We start from the raw sequence: 14,276 nt of genomic DNA, 5'->3' as shown, positions 1-14,276 counted from the left end.
ATCCGTACGAGTCGCCCGAGTCTCGACCCACACCGCAACCAAAAGAACGGATCACGAATATCTGGGCAATCAACAGGGCTGACCTCACCATTGCTGGGGGACTCCTGGCCCTCACCCTGTTCCTGCTAGTTCTACTGTAATGTGTTCGGCTCCGCGATTGCCAGCTCAAACAACCAGCGAACCCGTACCGGTCGCCCCGGACAACCCAAGAGCCTCAGCCTCGGTCCACCACGAACCGGTAGTGGTTCTTCACGCCAGTCGAATGGCTCGTCCTGGTCGTGTATGCCGTGATTCTTGCCCACCTCCTGCTATCGCCCAGTCAGGCCGCAGGGGGCTAGCGTGCGACTCATCCCTAATCACCCTGTTTTTCCTACTTCAGCCCCTAAAACACCACCTTCTCCAGCAGCCGATTCTAGGCCACAATCTAGGACTGCCGTGGCGAGCCCGTAACCTACACTTCCACAAGCGGTGAGAATTCCGGTTACCCCGTTTTTTCCCGGCAGCTAGTCCAGTTTGTGTCACTCGCTGAACCTCATCGGCGCCTTCCGCGTCGCTATTTTCATGGCAAAACAGATTTACATCGGCGGTCAATTTTTCTCCCAAGAGGACGCCAAAATCAGCGTCTTCGATCACGGTCTATTGTACGGCGACGGGGTGTTCGAGGGCCTGCGGATTTACTCCGGCAAGGTCTTCCGACTGGGCGAGCACATCCAGCGGCTGTACGAATCGGCCCGGGCCATCTGGCTCGAGATTCCGATGACGCCGGACGAAATGGCGGATGCCATCAACGAAACGGTCGCCAAGAACGGGCTGTCCGATGGCTACGTGCGAGCGGTGATCACGCGTGGCTCGGGCACGTTGGGACTCGACCCCAATCGTTGTAGCAATCCGCAGGTGATCATCATCGCCGATACCATCACGCTCTACCCTCAGGAGTTCTACGACAATGGTCTGGAGATTGTCACGGTCAGCGTGATCCGCAATCATCCAGCGGCCCTCAGCGCGCGGGTCAAGTCTCTGAACTACCTGAACAACATTCTGGCGAAGATTGAAGGACTGCAGGCCGGCTGCGTCGAGGCCCTAATGCTCAATCACAAGGGCGAAGTGGCCGAGTGCACGGGCGACAACATTTTTATCGTCAAAGATGGCCGGCTGCTCACGCCCCCGCTCGATGCCGGCATTCTGGCAGGCGTCACTCGCGAAGCGGTGATGGACCTGGCACTGGAACTATGCATCCCACTGGCCGAGCCCGCACTTACCAAGCACGACATCTACGTGGCCGACGAGTGCTTCCTGACCGGCAGCGCCGCGGAGATAGTGCCCGTGGTGAAACTCGACAGCCGCCCCATCGGCAACGGCAAACCGGGCCCCATGACCAAGCGACTGACCAGTGCATTCCATGAGTTGGTGCGTAGTTAGTTCATTGCAGTGGCACAGGAGAAGAATTAGTCGCGGATCTGCGCGGATTTCGGCAGATTCTCGCGGATCTTCTTTCAAGTGTTACGAGAATGGTTGCGTGCCATGAGTTGGGCCATCCTTCCAGGTCTACCTGCGTTGGGGGAAGTGGCTCCTCACTTGCACTTTGATGAGCCGACACCGTGGACCGAAGGGGTGGTGCTCTCACACCACGACGTCATCACCGGCAGATACTGCTGGGATCCTCCACAGCAGTGGTCTCCCTTCTGTATCTCACGAAAGAATGGCTTCGATTGGCCTGCTTCGCACTGAATCGATCCGCGACGATCCGCTAAAACCCGCGTTCATCCGCGTAGAATTCCTACTCCGCGGCCTCTGTGATCTCCGTGGTGAATCCCTACTTCGAGGCCACCGAGTCGCCGCGGAATTCCTTGTTCGAGATATCGCGGAAATTGACGATCTGTTCACCAACCAGCGTGATGCGGGCGCGGTCGTCTTTGGAGAGCATCCAGGTGAATAGGTGCTCGGCCCGCAGTTGCTGGTCCTCGTCGTCCGAGATCTTCAGGTTTACTTCCACTGGCACGGCATTGCGTTTTTCCAGGGCGTCGTTCACCGCCAGGCGGGGCATCGGGGGCATGCTGGATGCCAGGATGCAATTCAACTTGGCGTACCCGTCGAAGTAATTTCGCAGGTCCTTCCAGGCCTCGGTTCGTTCCACTGGCACGGTGGCCAGGCGGTAGGTCATTGAAGGGCTCTCGAGCGTCAACACGCCCGTCTCTTCGTCGTACAACTGATCGAACTTCGGATCGGCCGCGAACACGAGCAGCGGGTCGCGCTGGGTGCGCGACCAGGCCCGCAGTTTCTCGATGGCGGAGTCCATGCGGTCGATGGTGATGTCGGTCTTCACACTCCGCACGGGGTCGATCAGCACGAACTGGCCCGGCGTCTCGCCCCGCTGATGACGGTAGATGGCTACGCGGCCGGTCGACTCCACGAAGTCGTAGATCACCCCGTTCTGAAACAACGTGGTGTTCTGCGTGATCGGCAACTCCTCATCACCGCGGTACACCTTGGTCTCGATGCGAAAGTCGATACCCCAGGCGGGCATCGATGCGATGGCGAGCAGTGAGAAGGTAATTCCGCGCAGCATGATGAGGCTCCCAAGGTTCGAGCGTAGATCGTTCGCGCGAAGATTAGGAGCCTGTGGCAAATCTGTAAACGCCAAACCCAGAATTTACTGCGTTGCCTACAGCCTGCGACTCTAGCCAAGGCCTGGCGGCTAGCCAAAGTAACTGGGCGCGGCACCCGGTTTCCACTTGATATTGCAGCCAATGCTGGGGTGCTGCTCGTCACTGGGGGCGTTGCCCGCTAGCACGGCGTCGACGGCCGCCCGCAGGTCCTCGCCAGTGACCGGGATACCGCTTTCAGGGCGACTGCCATCGAACTGGCCGCGATATACCAGCTTGCGCTCTTTGTCGAACACATAGAAGTCAGGCGTGCAGGCCGCGGCGTAAGCCTTGGCTACGTTTTGCGTGGCATCGTACAGGTAGGGGAACTTGTAGCCCCGAGCTTGGGCCTCGGCGGCCATCTTCTCCGGCGAATCGTCGGGGTAATTGTCTACGTCGTTGGAGCTGATGGCCACCACGGCCACGCCCTTTTCGGAGTATTCGTTGCCGAAAGCCGCAAACTCATCCGCCAGGTGTTTTACGAACGGACAGTGATTGCAGACAAAGGCCACCACAAGTGCCGGCGAAGCGGCGAAGTCGGACAGCGAAACCGTGCTTCCGTCGATGTTGGGGAGCGAAAAATCGGGCGCCTCGGTGCCTAGTGGCAGCATGGTGCTGGGAGTTCGGGCCATTGCAGGGAACCTCGTGGGAAGAATGGGTGTCGTCTTACGCAGAGCCTGCTGGAAGTATTGCGAATGCCCCACGGCCTGGCAACGGTCGCGCCCTGGCTGCGTTGACACTTCCCGTTGTTGCCCTATAATCTGGCGTCGTAACACTTTGCGCAAATCGCGCAAGACACACAGCGCGCCAAATGAACCTTTTGCAGGCAGCAGGCGTACTATTCATAAACACATCCCCCCGCGTGCAGAGGAGCAACACACATGGCACTTCTCGAACTTGACAATACGAACTTTGAAGCCGAAGTGCTGAAGTCCAGCGAACCGGTCCTGGTCGACTTCTGGGCTCCCTGGTGCGGTCCCTGCCGCATGATTGCTCCTTTGGTGGAAGAACTGGCCGGCGACAACGAGGGCAAGGCCAAGGTGGCCAAGCTGAACATCGACGACTCGTCGAACCTGGCCGAACAGTACCGCGTGAGCAGCATCCCCACCCTGATGGTGTTCATGAATGGCGAACCGGTCGAGACCTTTGTTGGTCCGCAACCCAAGGCCAAGCTGCAGCAGGCCATCGATGCCGCGCGCGTGTAGCGGCGGTTAAACGCTAGCAAAACCAGCTTTCACGAGGTCGTTTTCCCGTTGGGGGGCGGCCTCGTTTTTTTTTGTGTATTTGCAATATTCCTGCGCGTCGCCATTCAAGTCGGCAACTCCAATTGGTCGATGGCATTCTAGGGGGAATATACGGATCATCGCAGTTAGCGAAACTTTGCGGCGGAAGGACTCGGCGCATGAGCGACTCCCCCAACAACCCAACGACTGAAAACACCGCGCGGATCGATGCTCCGCACGTCTTGAGACCGGTGCGTAGCGAGGCTGCAGCGGCAGTGCCGGCTGCGGTGGTCGCTGACTCGTCGGCCGCGCAGGGCGCATCCACGCCTGCGGCATCGGTACCTCCGCCGCCGATCGATCGGCATGCTGCGGAACTGGCCGAGCAATTGCAGCGGCGGCAGTCGGATCTCGATCGCCGTGCAGCGATGCTGGCCGCTCAAGAAGCGGAGATCGAAAACAAGATCCGCCACGCGCGATTGTGGATTGAAGATCGGCACCGGGAACTTGAAGCCCGCGAACAAGAGCTCGATTCTCCCCGCCCTGCGCCGGAGAACACGGACAAATTCGAAAGCGAAAAGCAGGCCATCGAGAAGCGGCAGCGGGAACTCGACGTCCGGCAGGCGGAACTCTATCGCAAGATCGAGGAGCTCTCCGAGCGTTCGGCCGACGTCCAACAGAAGACCGAGCGACTCGAAGCGCTCGAGCAACAGCTCAAGGAGTTCGAACACTCCGTGGAGCGACGCCATAAGTCGATGTCCGACGAACGCGAAGACCTGGTGCTGCAAATTCAGGAACTCGACGAACGGCGGGCCAAGTTGCATCGCCGTACCGAGGAACTCGAAACTCGCGACGCCGAACTTCGCAGCCGCGAAGCCCAGATGGCGTTCCGAAGGCATGAAATCGAGACGGCCGTCGCACGGTTCGAGAAGTTGGGCGTCACCTACGAGCGGATGCAGGAACTCGATTCGCAGGCCGCCGAGTTTGAAACCCGTTCGCGCTATCTGGATCAGGCAGAACAACTGCTGAAGGAAGACACGCAGAAGCTCACCAAACGCCGCGGCGAGTTGGAAGACGAGCACCGCGGGGCGATGGAGCAAATTCGCACCGAACGGCAAAAGCTGATCGCCGAACGGGAAACCTTCACCCAGTCGGCGGCCCAACGCACCAAGCAACTCAACCAAAGGGAGAACGAACTCGACCAACGGGAAGAGTCGCTTTCGGCACTGCGGCTGGAACTTGAGGGATCGCAGCGTGAGGTGCTCGAGATGCGTTTAGCAACCGAGGAGACTTGGGCCCAGCTAACCGGTGCCCTGGCCCCGGCGGCGCTGACCCGCTCCATTGCCCAGACCCGCGCCCGCTTGTCCGATCACTACGAGCATCAGGTCCAGCAGCTTTGCGAGCGACGCGACGAACTGGAGCAGTTCCGCGCGGAGCTAGCCGAGGAGCACGTGCAGCTGGAAACCCGGCGCTCGCAGTTCCAGGAATGGCAGCGGCGACGCGAACACGAAGTCGAACAACAAGCTGGCCGGCTGATTGCCCGCGAGCAGGAACTCGACCGCCAGCAGATGCACTACGAAGCCATGGAGGCTAAGTGGCGGTTGGAACGCGACGACTATCGCGCGGAGATCCGCCAACTGCTGACGCAGCTGCGCAAGGGAATCCTGGAAGCTGTGGCTTAGTCATTCGCCTTCGGCAGGCAGGCGGCAATCAACCCTTTAGACAGGTCGTCGCCCCGGACTACTCCGCTTCGCTGGTCGCGGTTTCCGTTTCACTCACGGCGTCCGTTTGACCTGCCGATTCCGTTTCAGCCTCGGCTACTGAATCCACCTCGGTTTCGGTGTAACCGGGGGATTCAACTTCTGCTGGCTGTTCAGCCAGATTGCCACGTCGCACGGCTTCGTTGGCATAGGCGTAGGCAGCTTCGAGTTCGAAGCGGCTGAAGTAAGGCGAGCGGCTAATGTTGCGGCGTGTGCCAGTTAGCTTGGCCCCCAGTTCCTGCCACGACAACCCGTTGTTCAGGTGCCAGACGGCAGCTTGGGCCGCATTGTGCTGCAGGTCGCCATTGCCGAAGGCTTTGAGCAGTTCGACAACCTCAGGGCGGTCGTTCTGGTTAACCGGACGCAATTCGTAAGGCTTGCTGCTGGAAGGATCGGTTTTGCCATGGTCCAGGCACAGCAGTGGAACGTCGATCTTGGTAACACGATCGGGCGGAATGCTGAAGGCACCGCCGCCGCCAAAGTTACCACCACCGCCGCCACCACCGAAGCCGCCACCGCCACCGCCGACGCTCTGGTTGCCACCACCGCCGCCGCCGCCGAAGCCGCCACCACCGCCGAAGTTGCCGCCGCCACCGCCGCCAAATTGAGCGACCACGGGATCGCCAATAAAGGCGTCGGGAATGCGAATCTTCACGCCCTCCGGCAGTTTATTGTTGGTGATCAGGATGCGGCCCTGGTGGTCGTTCTTGGCGATGAACTTCACCTCGATGTCGCCGGCGTCGCGGGCCTCGAACAGGTCGCGAACTTCGCTAGTTGCGGCAGCCTTCTGCTCCGCAGCGGCCTCTACCGCCTTGGCTGCTTCGGGTTCGGCAGCGTTGTCGGCGAAGGAGGGGGCGCTGGAATACAGCACCAGGGCGAATAGGGCAGCGTAACGACTGAACGTGGAAAACATGGCTTTCGCTCCGGCGGGCGAGTTGTGCGGGCAAATATGTGGGGGGGGGTCCGTAGAAACGTGGCTCCGCGGCGCAATCCCAGCTCGGAATGCGGCGAGGCACCACTGTTAGCATAATCTCTCGGAGGTCGCCTGCCAAACTATTCCTGACGGCTGGCCAGCCCCGCCCCGGCCCTGTCTGGGACCGAAATTCGCTCGAAACGCGGGCAAATCTGCCGTCCCGGGCGTCCGGCGAGCCGCTCCTACTCGGTAACCTCGATTTGGGCCATTTCTTCCGGCGTAAATTGCATTTCTTCCATGGGGCCGGCCGCAGAACTCGCCATCAGCTGGCTGGGGGTCGGCGGACGACGAGGAATCACCAGCACCCGACTGCCATCGTCAGTCACTTCGACATGACCGTCGGAACGTTCGACGGCTTGCAGGGCGAGCGCCTCGCACACCTCGCACAACTTGGGGAAGTTGTATTTCGTGTGCGCGAACTTCGTCTGCCGGTCTAACGCGGAGACGAATCGCTCGGGCAACTTCTGATAGCCAATGGTCGTGAACAGGATGCCCGCCGCGTTGGAAGGATTGCAGTCAGAGTCCTGCCCGCAACGGGTGGCAATGATGACCGTTTGATCCGGATCGCGGTCACCATACAGCAGGCCAATCAGTATGTATGCGCCGTTGAGTTTCACGTCGATCGAGAAATGGTCCACGCCGCCCGGGCCACAGCAAAGACCATGGGTGTAGTCGGGATGATTATGATACTTGGCTTCCACCCGTCGCCAGGTCGCTTGCCAGTCGTCGGGATACTGCTGGTGCCAGGCTACGATGTCGCGGACCATTTCGGCGTATTGGCTTTCAGCGGGAATACAGGCCAGCCCTGCTTCAATGATGCGGTGGATGTCCTGCTCGAAAAAAGCCTCGCAGTACATGCCGGCCACGAACTGCCCACCATAAACTCCATCGCCATAGTTCATCAACCGGCCAAACTTCTCCCCTAGTTCGATGGCCACCTGGGGCATTCCCGGCGCAATCAACCCACTGTAGTCCGATTCGATCTGGTAATCGATGTCGTCGGAGTGTTGAGTGAAGCGAGGATGTCCCGACGCGGGCGGGGCAATGCCGCGACGGAGGTTCTGCCGGCCGAATTTGTTGGCGTGCCATAGCTCGTAGCGACTGTTCGCCAGATCGATTCCAGCCTGTCGTGTCGAGCAGTCGAGTCCATGTTGCTCCAGCGTCGCTAAGAAGGTCATCTCGACATACAAGTCATCTTGTTGGAATTGGTTCACGGTGGCCGGTTCCCACTTCGGCATCTGATCAGCGGGAATGATGCGGCCGTTGAATTTGAACTCGGTGGGAAAGCCCCAGCCAACGCCCACCATCTGGCCAATCCAACCAGCTTGCATGCGGTCAACGTATTGATCTAGCGACAGGCGTCGTGTTGGCTCGGCCCAGCCAGTGGTGACCATCGTGGTCAACACAATCACAGTCAGGAGAGTTCGCATGGCACATTTCCTTCGTCATGGTGGTTGCCGGTCCCCGCTGCTTGTTCTGGCGGGTGAAGCAAGTTACCTGGAATTGCGGATTCGGTACGGTCTTTCCTTCTCAGGTGATTGTGCGGACCCTGTTTTTAAGGACTTCCGTCTTTGATTTTGCACCTTGGATGGGCTCTCCCGCCGAATTAGCGAAAACGCCATGAATTTGCAGAGAAGTTGATTGACAGACCAGCCGAAACTCAGCGTCAATCTATGTTGGTAGTTTTAAGCCTTGTTCACGCGCTTTTGCAAGTACGTGGCAGACCACTTTGCGTTGGGCACCATGTACCCGTCAGGCCTATTCTGTCAACAGAGGAACGAGGTGGCACGCTTCAGGCTAGCTGGTGCCGTAGGCAATTGGATTGCCCCTTGTCGCCGCCGCCGGCCTGATCCTGGTAACCGGCTGGCGACGACATCGTCCCTCGCCCAGTGCGTGAGAGTGTAGTTCTAGAACAGCAACTGCAACTGTGTACGGAACACCGTCTGACCGCTGTTTCCCGAGACATCCTCCAGGAAGCCCGTGTACGGCACGGCGATAGGAATGGGGTCGAAGGCGTGCGATACCTCGAAGGTGGCTTTGCAGGCGTGGCGTTTGAAGTACCAGTTGACGCCGGCGTTGACGATGTTCACCGAACTGTCCGCCACTGGTAGGGCTTTCGAGCCGACGTTGGTGTAACCGTCGAAGTCGACGTACTGGTAGATAAAGAAAGGCTCAATTTTGTCGGGAATGATCTGGTAGGCCGTCATGAACTCCACGCCGGATTGGGTAATGTCCTGGGCCTCCGCCAGCGAATGGCGTTGTACCAGCGAGGCGAACGCCATGAAGCCACATCGCTCGTAGGTCGCATCGACCGTCCAGGCGAAGTATTCATTCATGTTGTTGGCGACCACGTCGTCGCCCGTTTCGGGACCCTCGTAGTGGATGTCGGCGCCGAGGAACGCGGCGGCGGGTTCATCCGACCAGGAAGCGAAGTCGCCGTACTGAGTCCAGTCGCCCATGAACTTCACATCGATACCCGACGAGACCGCGAAGTCGCAGGCATCCTGGTAGAAGTCTTTGTTGACGCCAGGATTACCTGAAGTGCGGCCATCGGTGATGAAGGTCAGCACGCGATAATCATCGTTCTGCTTCGAAAAGCAGATGCCTTCCTGGATACCGGTCGAGAAAATAGCGTACTGGTACGAGCGATCGACTCCCATCTGTCGAGCGTAGCTGATGTCGAGTTCTCGCATGAACGACGGGTCGCGGAAGCGGCCAATCTCGACGAACAGACCATTGTCAAACTCGTAATTGATGCGACATTCCTCCATGAAGGTGCGACCATCCACACCGCTGCTCTGCAGGATCATCCAGTAGGTGAGTTGGGGCGAGATGACATTGCCGCTGAAGATCAGCGGCGAGCGGGCCAGCACGAAGCCGGCTTCGGTCTCGTCGCCGTCGCCTGGGTCCAGATTCCGCCAGTTGGCGAAGTAGCGCGCCTGGATCATGGCGTTGATCTTCAGCATGAAGTTGCCGTCGGTAGTTCGGATGTAGAATCCTTTGTCGTAGCCGGCACACTGCGAGCAATCGCTAGCCGGTTCGATGCCGCCACCACACGTATCGGGCGCCGGACCGTCCGCGGGCAGAGCGTCAGGTCCGCCGGCGGCGGCCACTGATCGCTCGAGTTGTTCCAAGCGGAGCAGGATCGCCTCGATCGACTCCTGGTCGTAATGCGCCGCTGGATCCGGCACGGATTCCAAGGGATCCATCGCCGCTGTTGGGGGTGGAGGTGGTGGCGTCACCGGCCCGGTGACGTCGGCCACGGAATCCGTCGGCTCCAGCATCGTCTGTTCGATGGGCTGCGACACGGAGACGACGTTGGTGGTCGAGTGGAGCCAGTAGGGGGTCGTAGGGGTATCGGCAACGGCAGAAGTGTGCAGCCCTAACAACCAGAACAAGGTCGCCGTCCCGACGCAGCAAAAACGTCGCGCGAATCGCTGTGAAGTCATCATGGAGCCCCTGAGTCTCGAACTTTGGGCGCGCACGCTTCGTGGGGGGAATCGAGCGCGCAAATCCATGCTCTGGTAGTGGTACGAATCTATGTGCAACCAGCACAGGTCGCAGACGGTTGCAGGTTACCGAAGCAAGGTGGGTGGATTGGAGGAAGGTGCAAGGGTGGTCAACTTGGAAGTAGTACCTAGTTTCGTTCCCGGTTCCCCGTTTTCTGCACATTATCTGCAAAGGTGTTAGGGACATCACTTGCAGAGCAACTGCATTGCTGATTACGAGCCGTACAACTGTGCGTTAACGCTCATGGTGCCCAGAAAAACTGCGTTGTCCGTTTCCTCTATGTTTTCTGCGGTCTGATGTATTTCGATCGAGCGACTAGTAATTCACCCTGCGCGCAATTGGACTGAGCGGGCACACGCTTCGATTTAGGCCCAACTTTTTTTGCCGCACGAGGGCCAGATAGAGGACATGCATTCCGGACGTCGATGTCCGCAAACACGGCCGCTCGAATCGCCATGTGTCGAAGCTAACAACCAGCGAAGATGTAACGCCCAGCCAACTGCGGCAACGCGTAATGCTCGCAACGTCGCAGTCCCTGCTGCGCTGCTCTGCGGAGTGCTAAGCGGTTGCCGGTTGTTGCATTGTCGGATGGTCGGTATTCAGCGCGGGGGCCGCCACGGGAGTGGGCTTCTTCTCGGCCGCGGCGCCAGCCGTCGTGCGCAGGTCGGTCCATTCGATGTCTTCGCGCGCATGAAGCCTTCCGGCGGCTTCGGAGATATCGGGGTAGAATTCCGCCAGGTTGGCGGCAATGTGTAGTGGATCGATGCCCGAAGCCATGGAGACGAACACGGCTCGGGCACAAGATGCCTCGCAGGTTCCAAGGGTCGGCAAGTCACCACGCAGCACTTCGGCCACCGTATCAATCGAAAGTCCGATGGCGAGCCGGCGTCGCTGGTAGCCGTACCCGTGGAGGTTCGGCTGGCAACGTTCGAGCAGGTCGGCCGCGGAATCCGAAGGACCGATTAGTGCGGCCGCGAACGATTGCAATCGGAAATCGGCCGCCGCACCCGATTGGCGGCACTTCTTCAGCGACATCGCTGCTTCGGGCACATTGGCTTCGAATGCGAGAGTTTCGCCAATCGAGGCAAATGTCTGGTTGTAGTCGTTGGACTGGTTGCGTGGTGGAATCGGCAGCCAGAACACCGTGTCGAATGGCTCGGCGGCCGATTCGTAGCGTGCAGCAGGACCAGTGGCTGGGGACAGGCCGGCGTTGCCCTGGCGCTGCGTGTGTGCCAACTCGGTCAGCAGCGCGAACGTGTTGGCAATCGATAGCGACTCGGCCGTTCCCGCAGTGCGCTCGGGCATCGCCAACACCGCATCGACTTCGATACTTACATTCAGATCGGCCGCCAGCGAACGGGCAGCCTGGCCGATGTCGATCACAGTGCCAGCACCGGTGCCGCCACTGGTGCTGGAAAGCACCACAACCCGCAGTGAAGTTACGCCGGGATTCTTATCGATGAGCTGGAACAGCTTGGTGTAGATGTTGCTGAGTATTGCTTCGGCATGGTCCACCGCGGCAATACGGCCGAGGGGTCGATAGCCACGCGTTTCCAGCGAGCGGGGAATATTGTACAACCACCGCCGACTCACCCAGCTCAACAGTTGCCGCGAACGCTCGCCATATTCCTTGGGACGGCGGAGCGGAATACAGAGCATCTCGTCGCTGTGCAGGATGTCTTCCTTCAGGTGGCTGGCCGCCTCCTTCAGGGCTTCCCGATCGGTGTCGATGGCTAGCCAACCAATGTGCGCCCGACACGTTTCGGGGTCCTGCGTCTCGAGAATCCGGCCACGGACGGTGTTCAATAGCTTCATTCCCAATCCACCCAAACCGATGAACATCGTGGGCGTGGTGATCGCGTCCTGCAGATCGATCTCCGGGCACTCGACGTCCTCGACCTTGGAATTGACTTCTGGGAATTGCAGCGAGCTGGCTGCGCCGGATGGGGCAGCGGTTCCACTTGGACGGCTGGGCGCGGCAGGGCGGGGGTCCTCACCAGCTCGTTGGGTGGGAAAGATGGAGTTCGATCGGGTATCGTCGTCTTTGCGTGCTGGTTCAGCCGGCTTGCGCTGTGGTGCTTTGGGGACGACTGGCTTGGGTGGGTGCAACCCTCCAGCGGCCAGTGCCGCCACAAACTCGCGGCACGAGGAGAATCGTTGTTCGGGACGTTTGGCCAGCGCCTTGCGAACCACCTGCCGGTCCCCATCGCAGAGACCTTGCAGAATCGGTTCGGCTTGGGTGTGCTGCTTGGCCAGTTGAGCTGGGGTCCGGCCGGGAAACGGTGGATGGCCGGTGAGCATGTGCTGGAAAACGATCGCCAGGCTGTATTGGTCGCTGCGCGGCGAAGGATTGTCGTCGAACACCTCTGGCGCCGAGTACAGTGGCGTCATGCCACCCATCATCGAGTTGAGCGTCCGCGTGGCCAGTTCCTTCACCAGGCCAAAGTCGCCAACCTTTACGTGTTCGCCAACCACCAGCAGGTTTTCGGGTTTGATGTCCAGGTGCTGCAACGAATGACGTTCGACCAGACAGTCGAGTGCTTCGGCGGCATCCCTCATGTAGACGATCAACTCATCGCGGGGGATGCCCGTTTCGTCCTTCGCGACGTACTTGCGGAAACAATCATCCAGGCTCATGTCGGCCAGCTCGGTGACAATCACCAGTCGCCCGCCGACCACTTCGAACCGTTCGAGCGACAGCACGAAAGGATGGCGCACTTCGCGAATACGCTCGAGACTCTTTAGTTCCCGTTCAGCCAGTTCGTCGTCGCACTGACCAAAAACCACTTTGACCGCTTTTTCCATACCACCGGGCGCGGTGGCCCTCCATACCTCGCCATACCCACCCGAGCCGATTCGGTCGATGGCGACGTAACCGTCAGGAAGCTGGATGGCAGGAGATGAGGAGGTGGACATAGTCATTTCGGCATTAGGCAAAGGAAGCAGTTAGTGGCCGTGCATCTCAGGCAGGAGCAACTGCCAACAGTGGATCGTTGGCAGCTGATGGGTTGCATTGCTGGGCAAAGTGAATCCCCAGGTTGCAGCAGGCCTGTTGGTCGGCGGCCGCGATGTTCGCAGGCAGGGCCACTTTGATGCGCTGAGCAGCGCAGGCCGCCCGCACGATCTCGAGCCGCTGCATCCGCCGTGGCTGATTAACGACGTCGTGCACCATGGCGCTGGACAGGACCAGATATTCCGGCACTGCCGTCTCCATCGATTCAATGCCACCTCCCCCGCCGGCGAACTCGTTGTACACCACGCGGTAACCTTGACGCTGCAAACGACTCAGGTGACGCAGGGCGTCGGGCGCGGCTGTGGCCCATTCCCAGTTGACCACCACGCCCAGCGGGCGGGTGGTCCGCAGCACTCCGGCCACCTCATCCACGGCGTCCAGCAACCGTTCGTCCAGAGATTCCTGCTGCGTGACGCACAGCAGCAGGGCCTCGGAATCGGCGCGGTCGTCCATCTGCTCAGCGGCCAGGTGCCATGCCAGCAGTTCCAGTCGTGCGGCCACGCGGGTGGGAACCTTGGCATCCGCCTGGCCGATCTGATCGTCCAGCGGTGGCATCACCCGCGCCGTGTTCATCAACACTTCACCGCTGTCGGTGTCGGTTAGGCGCTGCCATTCCAGCGGAATCGCCTGCAGTAACAAGGCTTCGCTCAAGCTGCGTGTGGCGGCCAGTTCGGGCGAAGCGCCGGGTAACTCCGCGGCTGGCTTCTTGCGAGGCAGTGGTTTGGTAAGCGTTCGTTGCAGCCGATTCATCGACGTGCAGACGAAAGTCATTTCCACGTCCGCAAAGCTCACCGAGTCGCCATCCACGATGGGGGTCTCGCGCACCGGGCAACCATTCACCGTCGTGCCGTTGGTGCTGCCCAGATCGCGGACACAGAAACCCGTGGGCGTACGCACAACCTCGGCGTGCTCGCGCGAAACCGATGTCGAATTAATTTGGAATGAGGCAGCAGCCGACCGACCAACAACGAACGGAAACTCGTTGATTTCAACGGTCTGCAATTTGGTGCTGTCGAGTGGGTAGTACTCGAAGCGCGGTCGAACATCGCCGTCCGGATGTGTTGTCGAAAACACCGGGTATTCCTCGTCGAGATGCGGACAAGTCGTGCCGGAGAGCGCAATAATCCCATCGCGCAATCACCTCCGCACATGAAAACT

General features: G+C 59.8%; 10 protein-coding genes. 3 read left to right on the top strand and 7 right to left on the bottom strand.

From position 1 onward, the window contains the following. Positions 1-561 precede the first annotated feature (561 nt). Entirely contained in the window at positions 562-1,419 is an 858-nt protein-coding gene (gene ilvE / locus NG895_RS07455; protein WP_252851845.1) for a branched-chain-amino-acid transaminase, read from the top strand. 394 nt (positions 1,420-1,813) lie between these two features. Here ilvE and NG895_RS07450 read toward each other — a convergent pair whose 3' ends face one another. Continuing rightward, positions 1,814-2,566: a hypothetical protein gene (locus NG895_RS07450; RefSeq protein ID WP_252851844.1), complete on the bottom strand. Its 753-nt coding sequence runs from the start codon at positions 2,564-2,566 to the stop codon at positions 1,814-1,816. A gap of 129 nt (positions 2,567-2,695) precedes the next feature. After that, entirely contained in the window at positions 2,696-3,274 is a 579-nt protein-coding gene (locus NG895_RS07445; protein WP_252851843.1) for a thioredoxin family protein, read from the bottom strand. A 249-nt stretch (positions 3,275-3,523) separates the two neighbouring features. Between NG895_RS07445 and trxA the strand changes: the two genes are divergently transcribed. Both trxA and NG895_RS07435 read left to right on the top strand, forming a co-directional pair. Further along, positions 3,524-3,847, top strand: coding sequence for a thioredoxin (gene trxA, locus NG895_RS07440; RefSeq protein ID WP_252851842.1), 324 nt, complete (start codon positions 3,524-3,526; stop codon positions 3,845-3,847). 197 nt (positions 3,848-4,044) lie between these two features. Then, entirely contained in the window at positions 4,045-5,544 is a 1,500-nt protein-coding gene (locus NG895_RS07435) for a coiled-coil domain-containing protein (RefSeq protein WP_252851841.1), read from the top strand. Between the two features lie 58 nt (positions 5,545-5,602). Here NG895_RS07435 and NG895_RS07430 read toward each other — a convergent pair whose 3' ends face one another. The 5 genes from NG895_RS07430 to NG895_RS07410 all read right to left on the bottom strand — a co-directional run bounded on the left by NG895_RS07430 (position 5,603) and on the right by NG895_RS07410 (position 14,192). Beyond that, complete coding sequence (locus NG895_RS07430; RefSeq protein ID WP_252851840.1) at positions 5,603-6,535, bottom strand: hypothetical protein; 933 nt, start codon at positions 6,533-6,535, stop codon at positions 5,603-5,605. Positions 6,536-6,777: 242 nt separating this feature from the next. Further along, a complete protein-coding gene (locus NG895_RS07425; protein ID WP_252851839.1) occupies positions 6,778-8,025 on the bottom strand; it encodes an ADP-ribosylglycohydrolase family protein in 1,248 nt (415 codons plus the stop codon). A gap of 477 nt (positions 8,026-8,502) precedes the next feature. After that, on the bottom strand, positions 8,503-10,044 hold the full coding sequence (locus tag NG895_RS07420) for a hypothetical protein (RefSeq protein WP_252851838.1): 1,542 nt from the start codon (positions 10,042-10,044) through the stop codon (positions 8,503-8,505). A 619-nt stretch (positions 10,045-10,663) separates the two neighbouring features. Then, positions 10,664-13,021 (bottom strand): protein kinase domain-containing protein, encoded by a 2,358-nt coding sequence (locus NG895_RS07415; protein WP_252851837.1) that lies wholly within the window; start codon positions 13,019-13,021, stop codon positions 10,664-10,666. A 46-nt stretch (positions 13,022-13,067) separates the two neighbouring features. Next, the gene (locus tag NG895_RS07410; protein WP_252851836.1) at positions 13,068-14,192 is read right to left on the bottom strand and encodes an FHA domain-containing protein; all 1,125 of its coding nucleotides are present in this window, start codon (positions 14,190-14,192) and stop codon (positions 13,068-13,070) included. Positions 14,193-14,276 lie beyond the last annotated feature (84 nt).

Origin of the sequence: Aeoliella straminimaris, assembly GCF_024054565.1 — a bacterium.
In the GTDB taxonomy this organism is placed as follows: Bacteria; Planctomycetota; Planctomycetia; order Pirellulales; family Lacipirellulaceae; genus Aeoliella; species Aeoliella straminimaris.
This window is presented reverse-complemented; position numbering and strand designations above follow the sequence as displayed.

Coding starts and splice junctions, on each gene's coding strand:
- ilvE (WP_252851845.1), top strand. CDS start 562: ATGGCAAAACAGATTTACATCGGCGGTCAATTTTTCTCCCAAGAGGAC.
- NG895_RS07450 (WP_252851844.1), bottom strand. CDS start 2,566: ATGCTGCGCGGAATTACCTTCTCACTGCTCGCCATCGCATCGATGCCC.
- NG895_RS07445 (WP_252851843.1), bottom strand. CDS start 3,274: ATGGCCCGAACTCCCAGCACCATGCTGCCACTAGGCACCGAGGCGCCC.
- trxA (WP_252851842.1), top strand. CDS start 3,524: ATGGCACTTCTCGAACTTGACAATACGAACTTTGAAGCCGAAGTGCTG.
- NG895_RS07435 (WP_252851841.1), top strand. CDS start 4,045: ATGAGCGACTCCCCCAACAACCCAACGACTGAAAACACCGCGCGGATC.
- NG895_RS07430 (WP_252851840.1), bottom strand. CDS start 6,535: ATGTTTTCCACGTTCAGTCGTTACGCTGCCCTATTCGCCCTGGTGCTG.
- NG895_RS07425 (WP_252851839.1), bottom strand. CDS start 8,025: ATGCGAACTCTCCTGACTGTGATTGTGTTGACCACGATGGTCACCACT.
- NG895_RS07420 (WP_252851838.1), bottom strand. CDS start 10,044: ATGACTTCACAGCGATTCGCGCGACGTTTTTGCTGCGTCGGGACGGCG.
- NG895_RS07415 (WP_252851837.1), bottom strand. CDS start 13,021: ATGTCCACCTCCTCATCTCCTGCCATCCAGCTTCCTGACGGTTACGTC.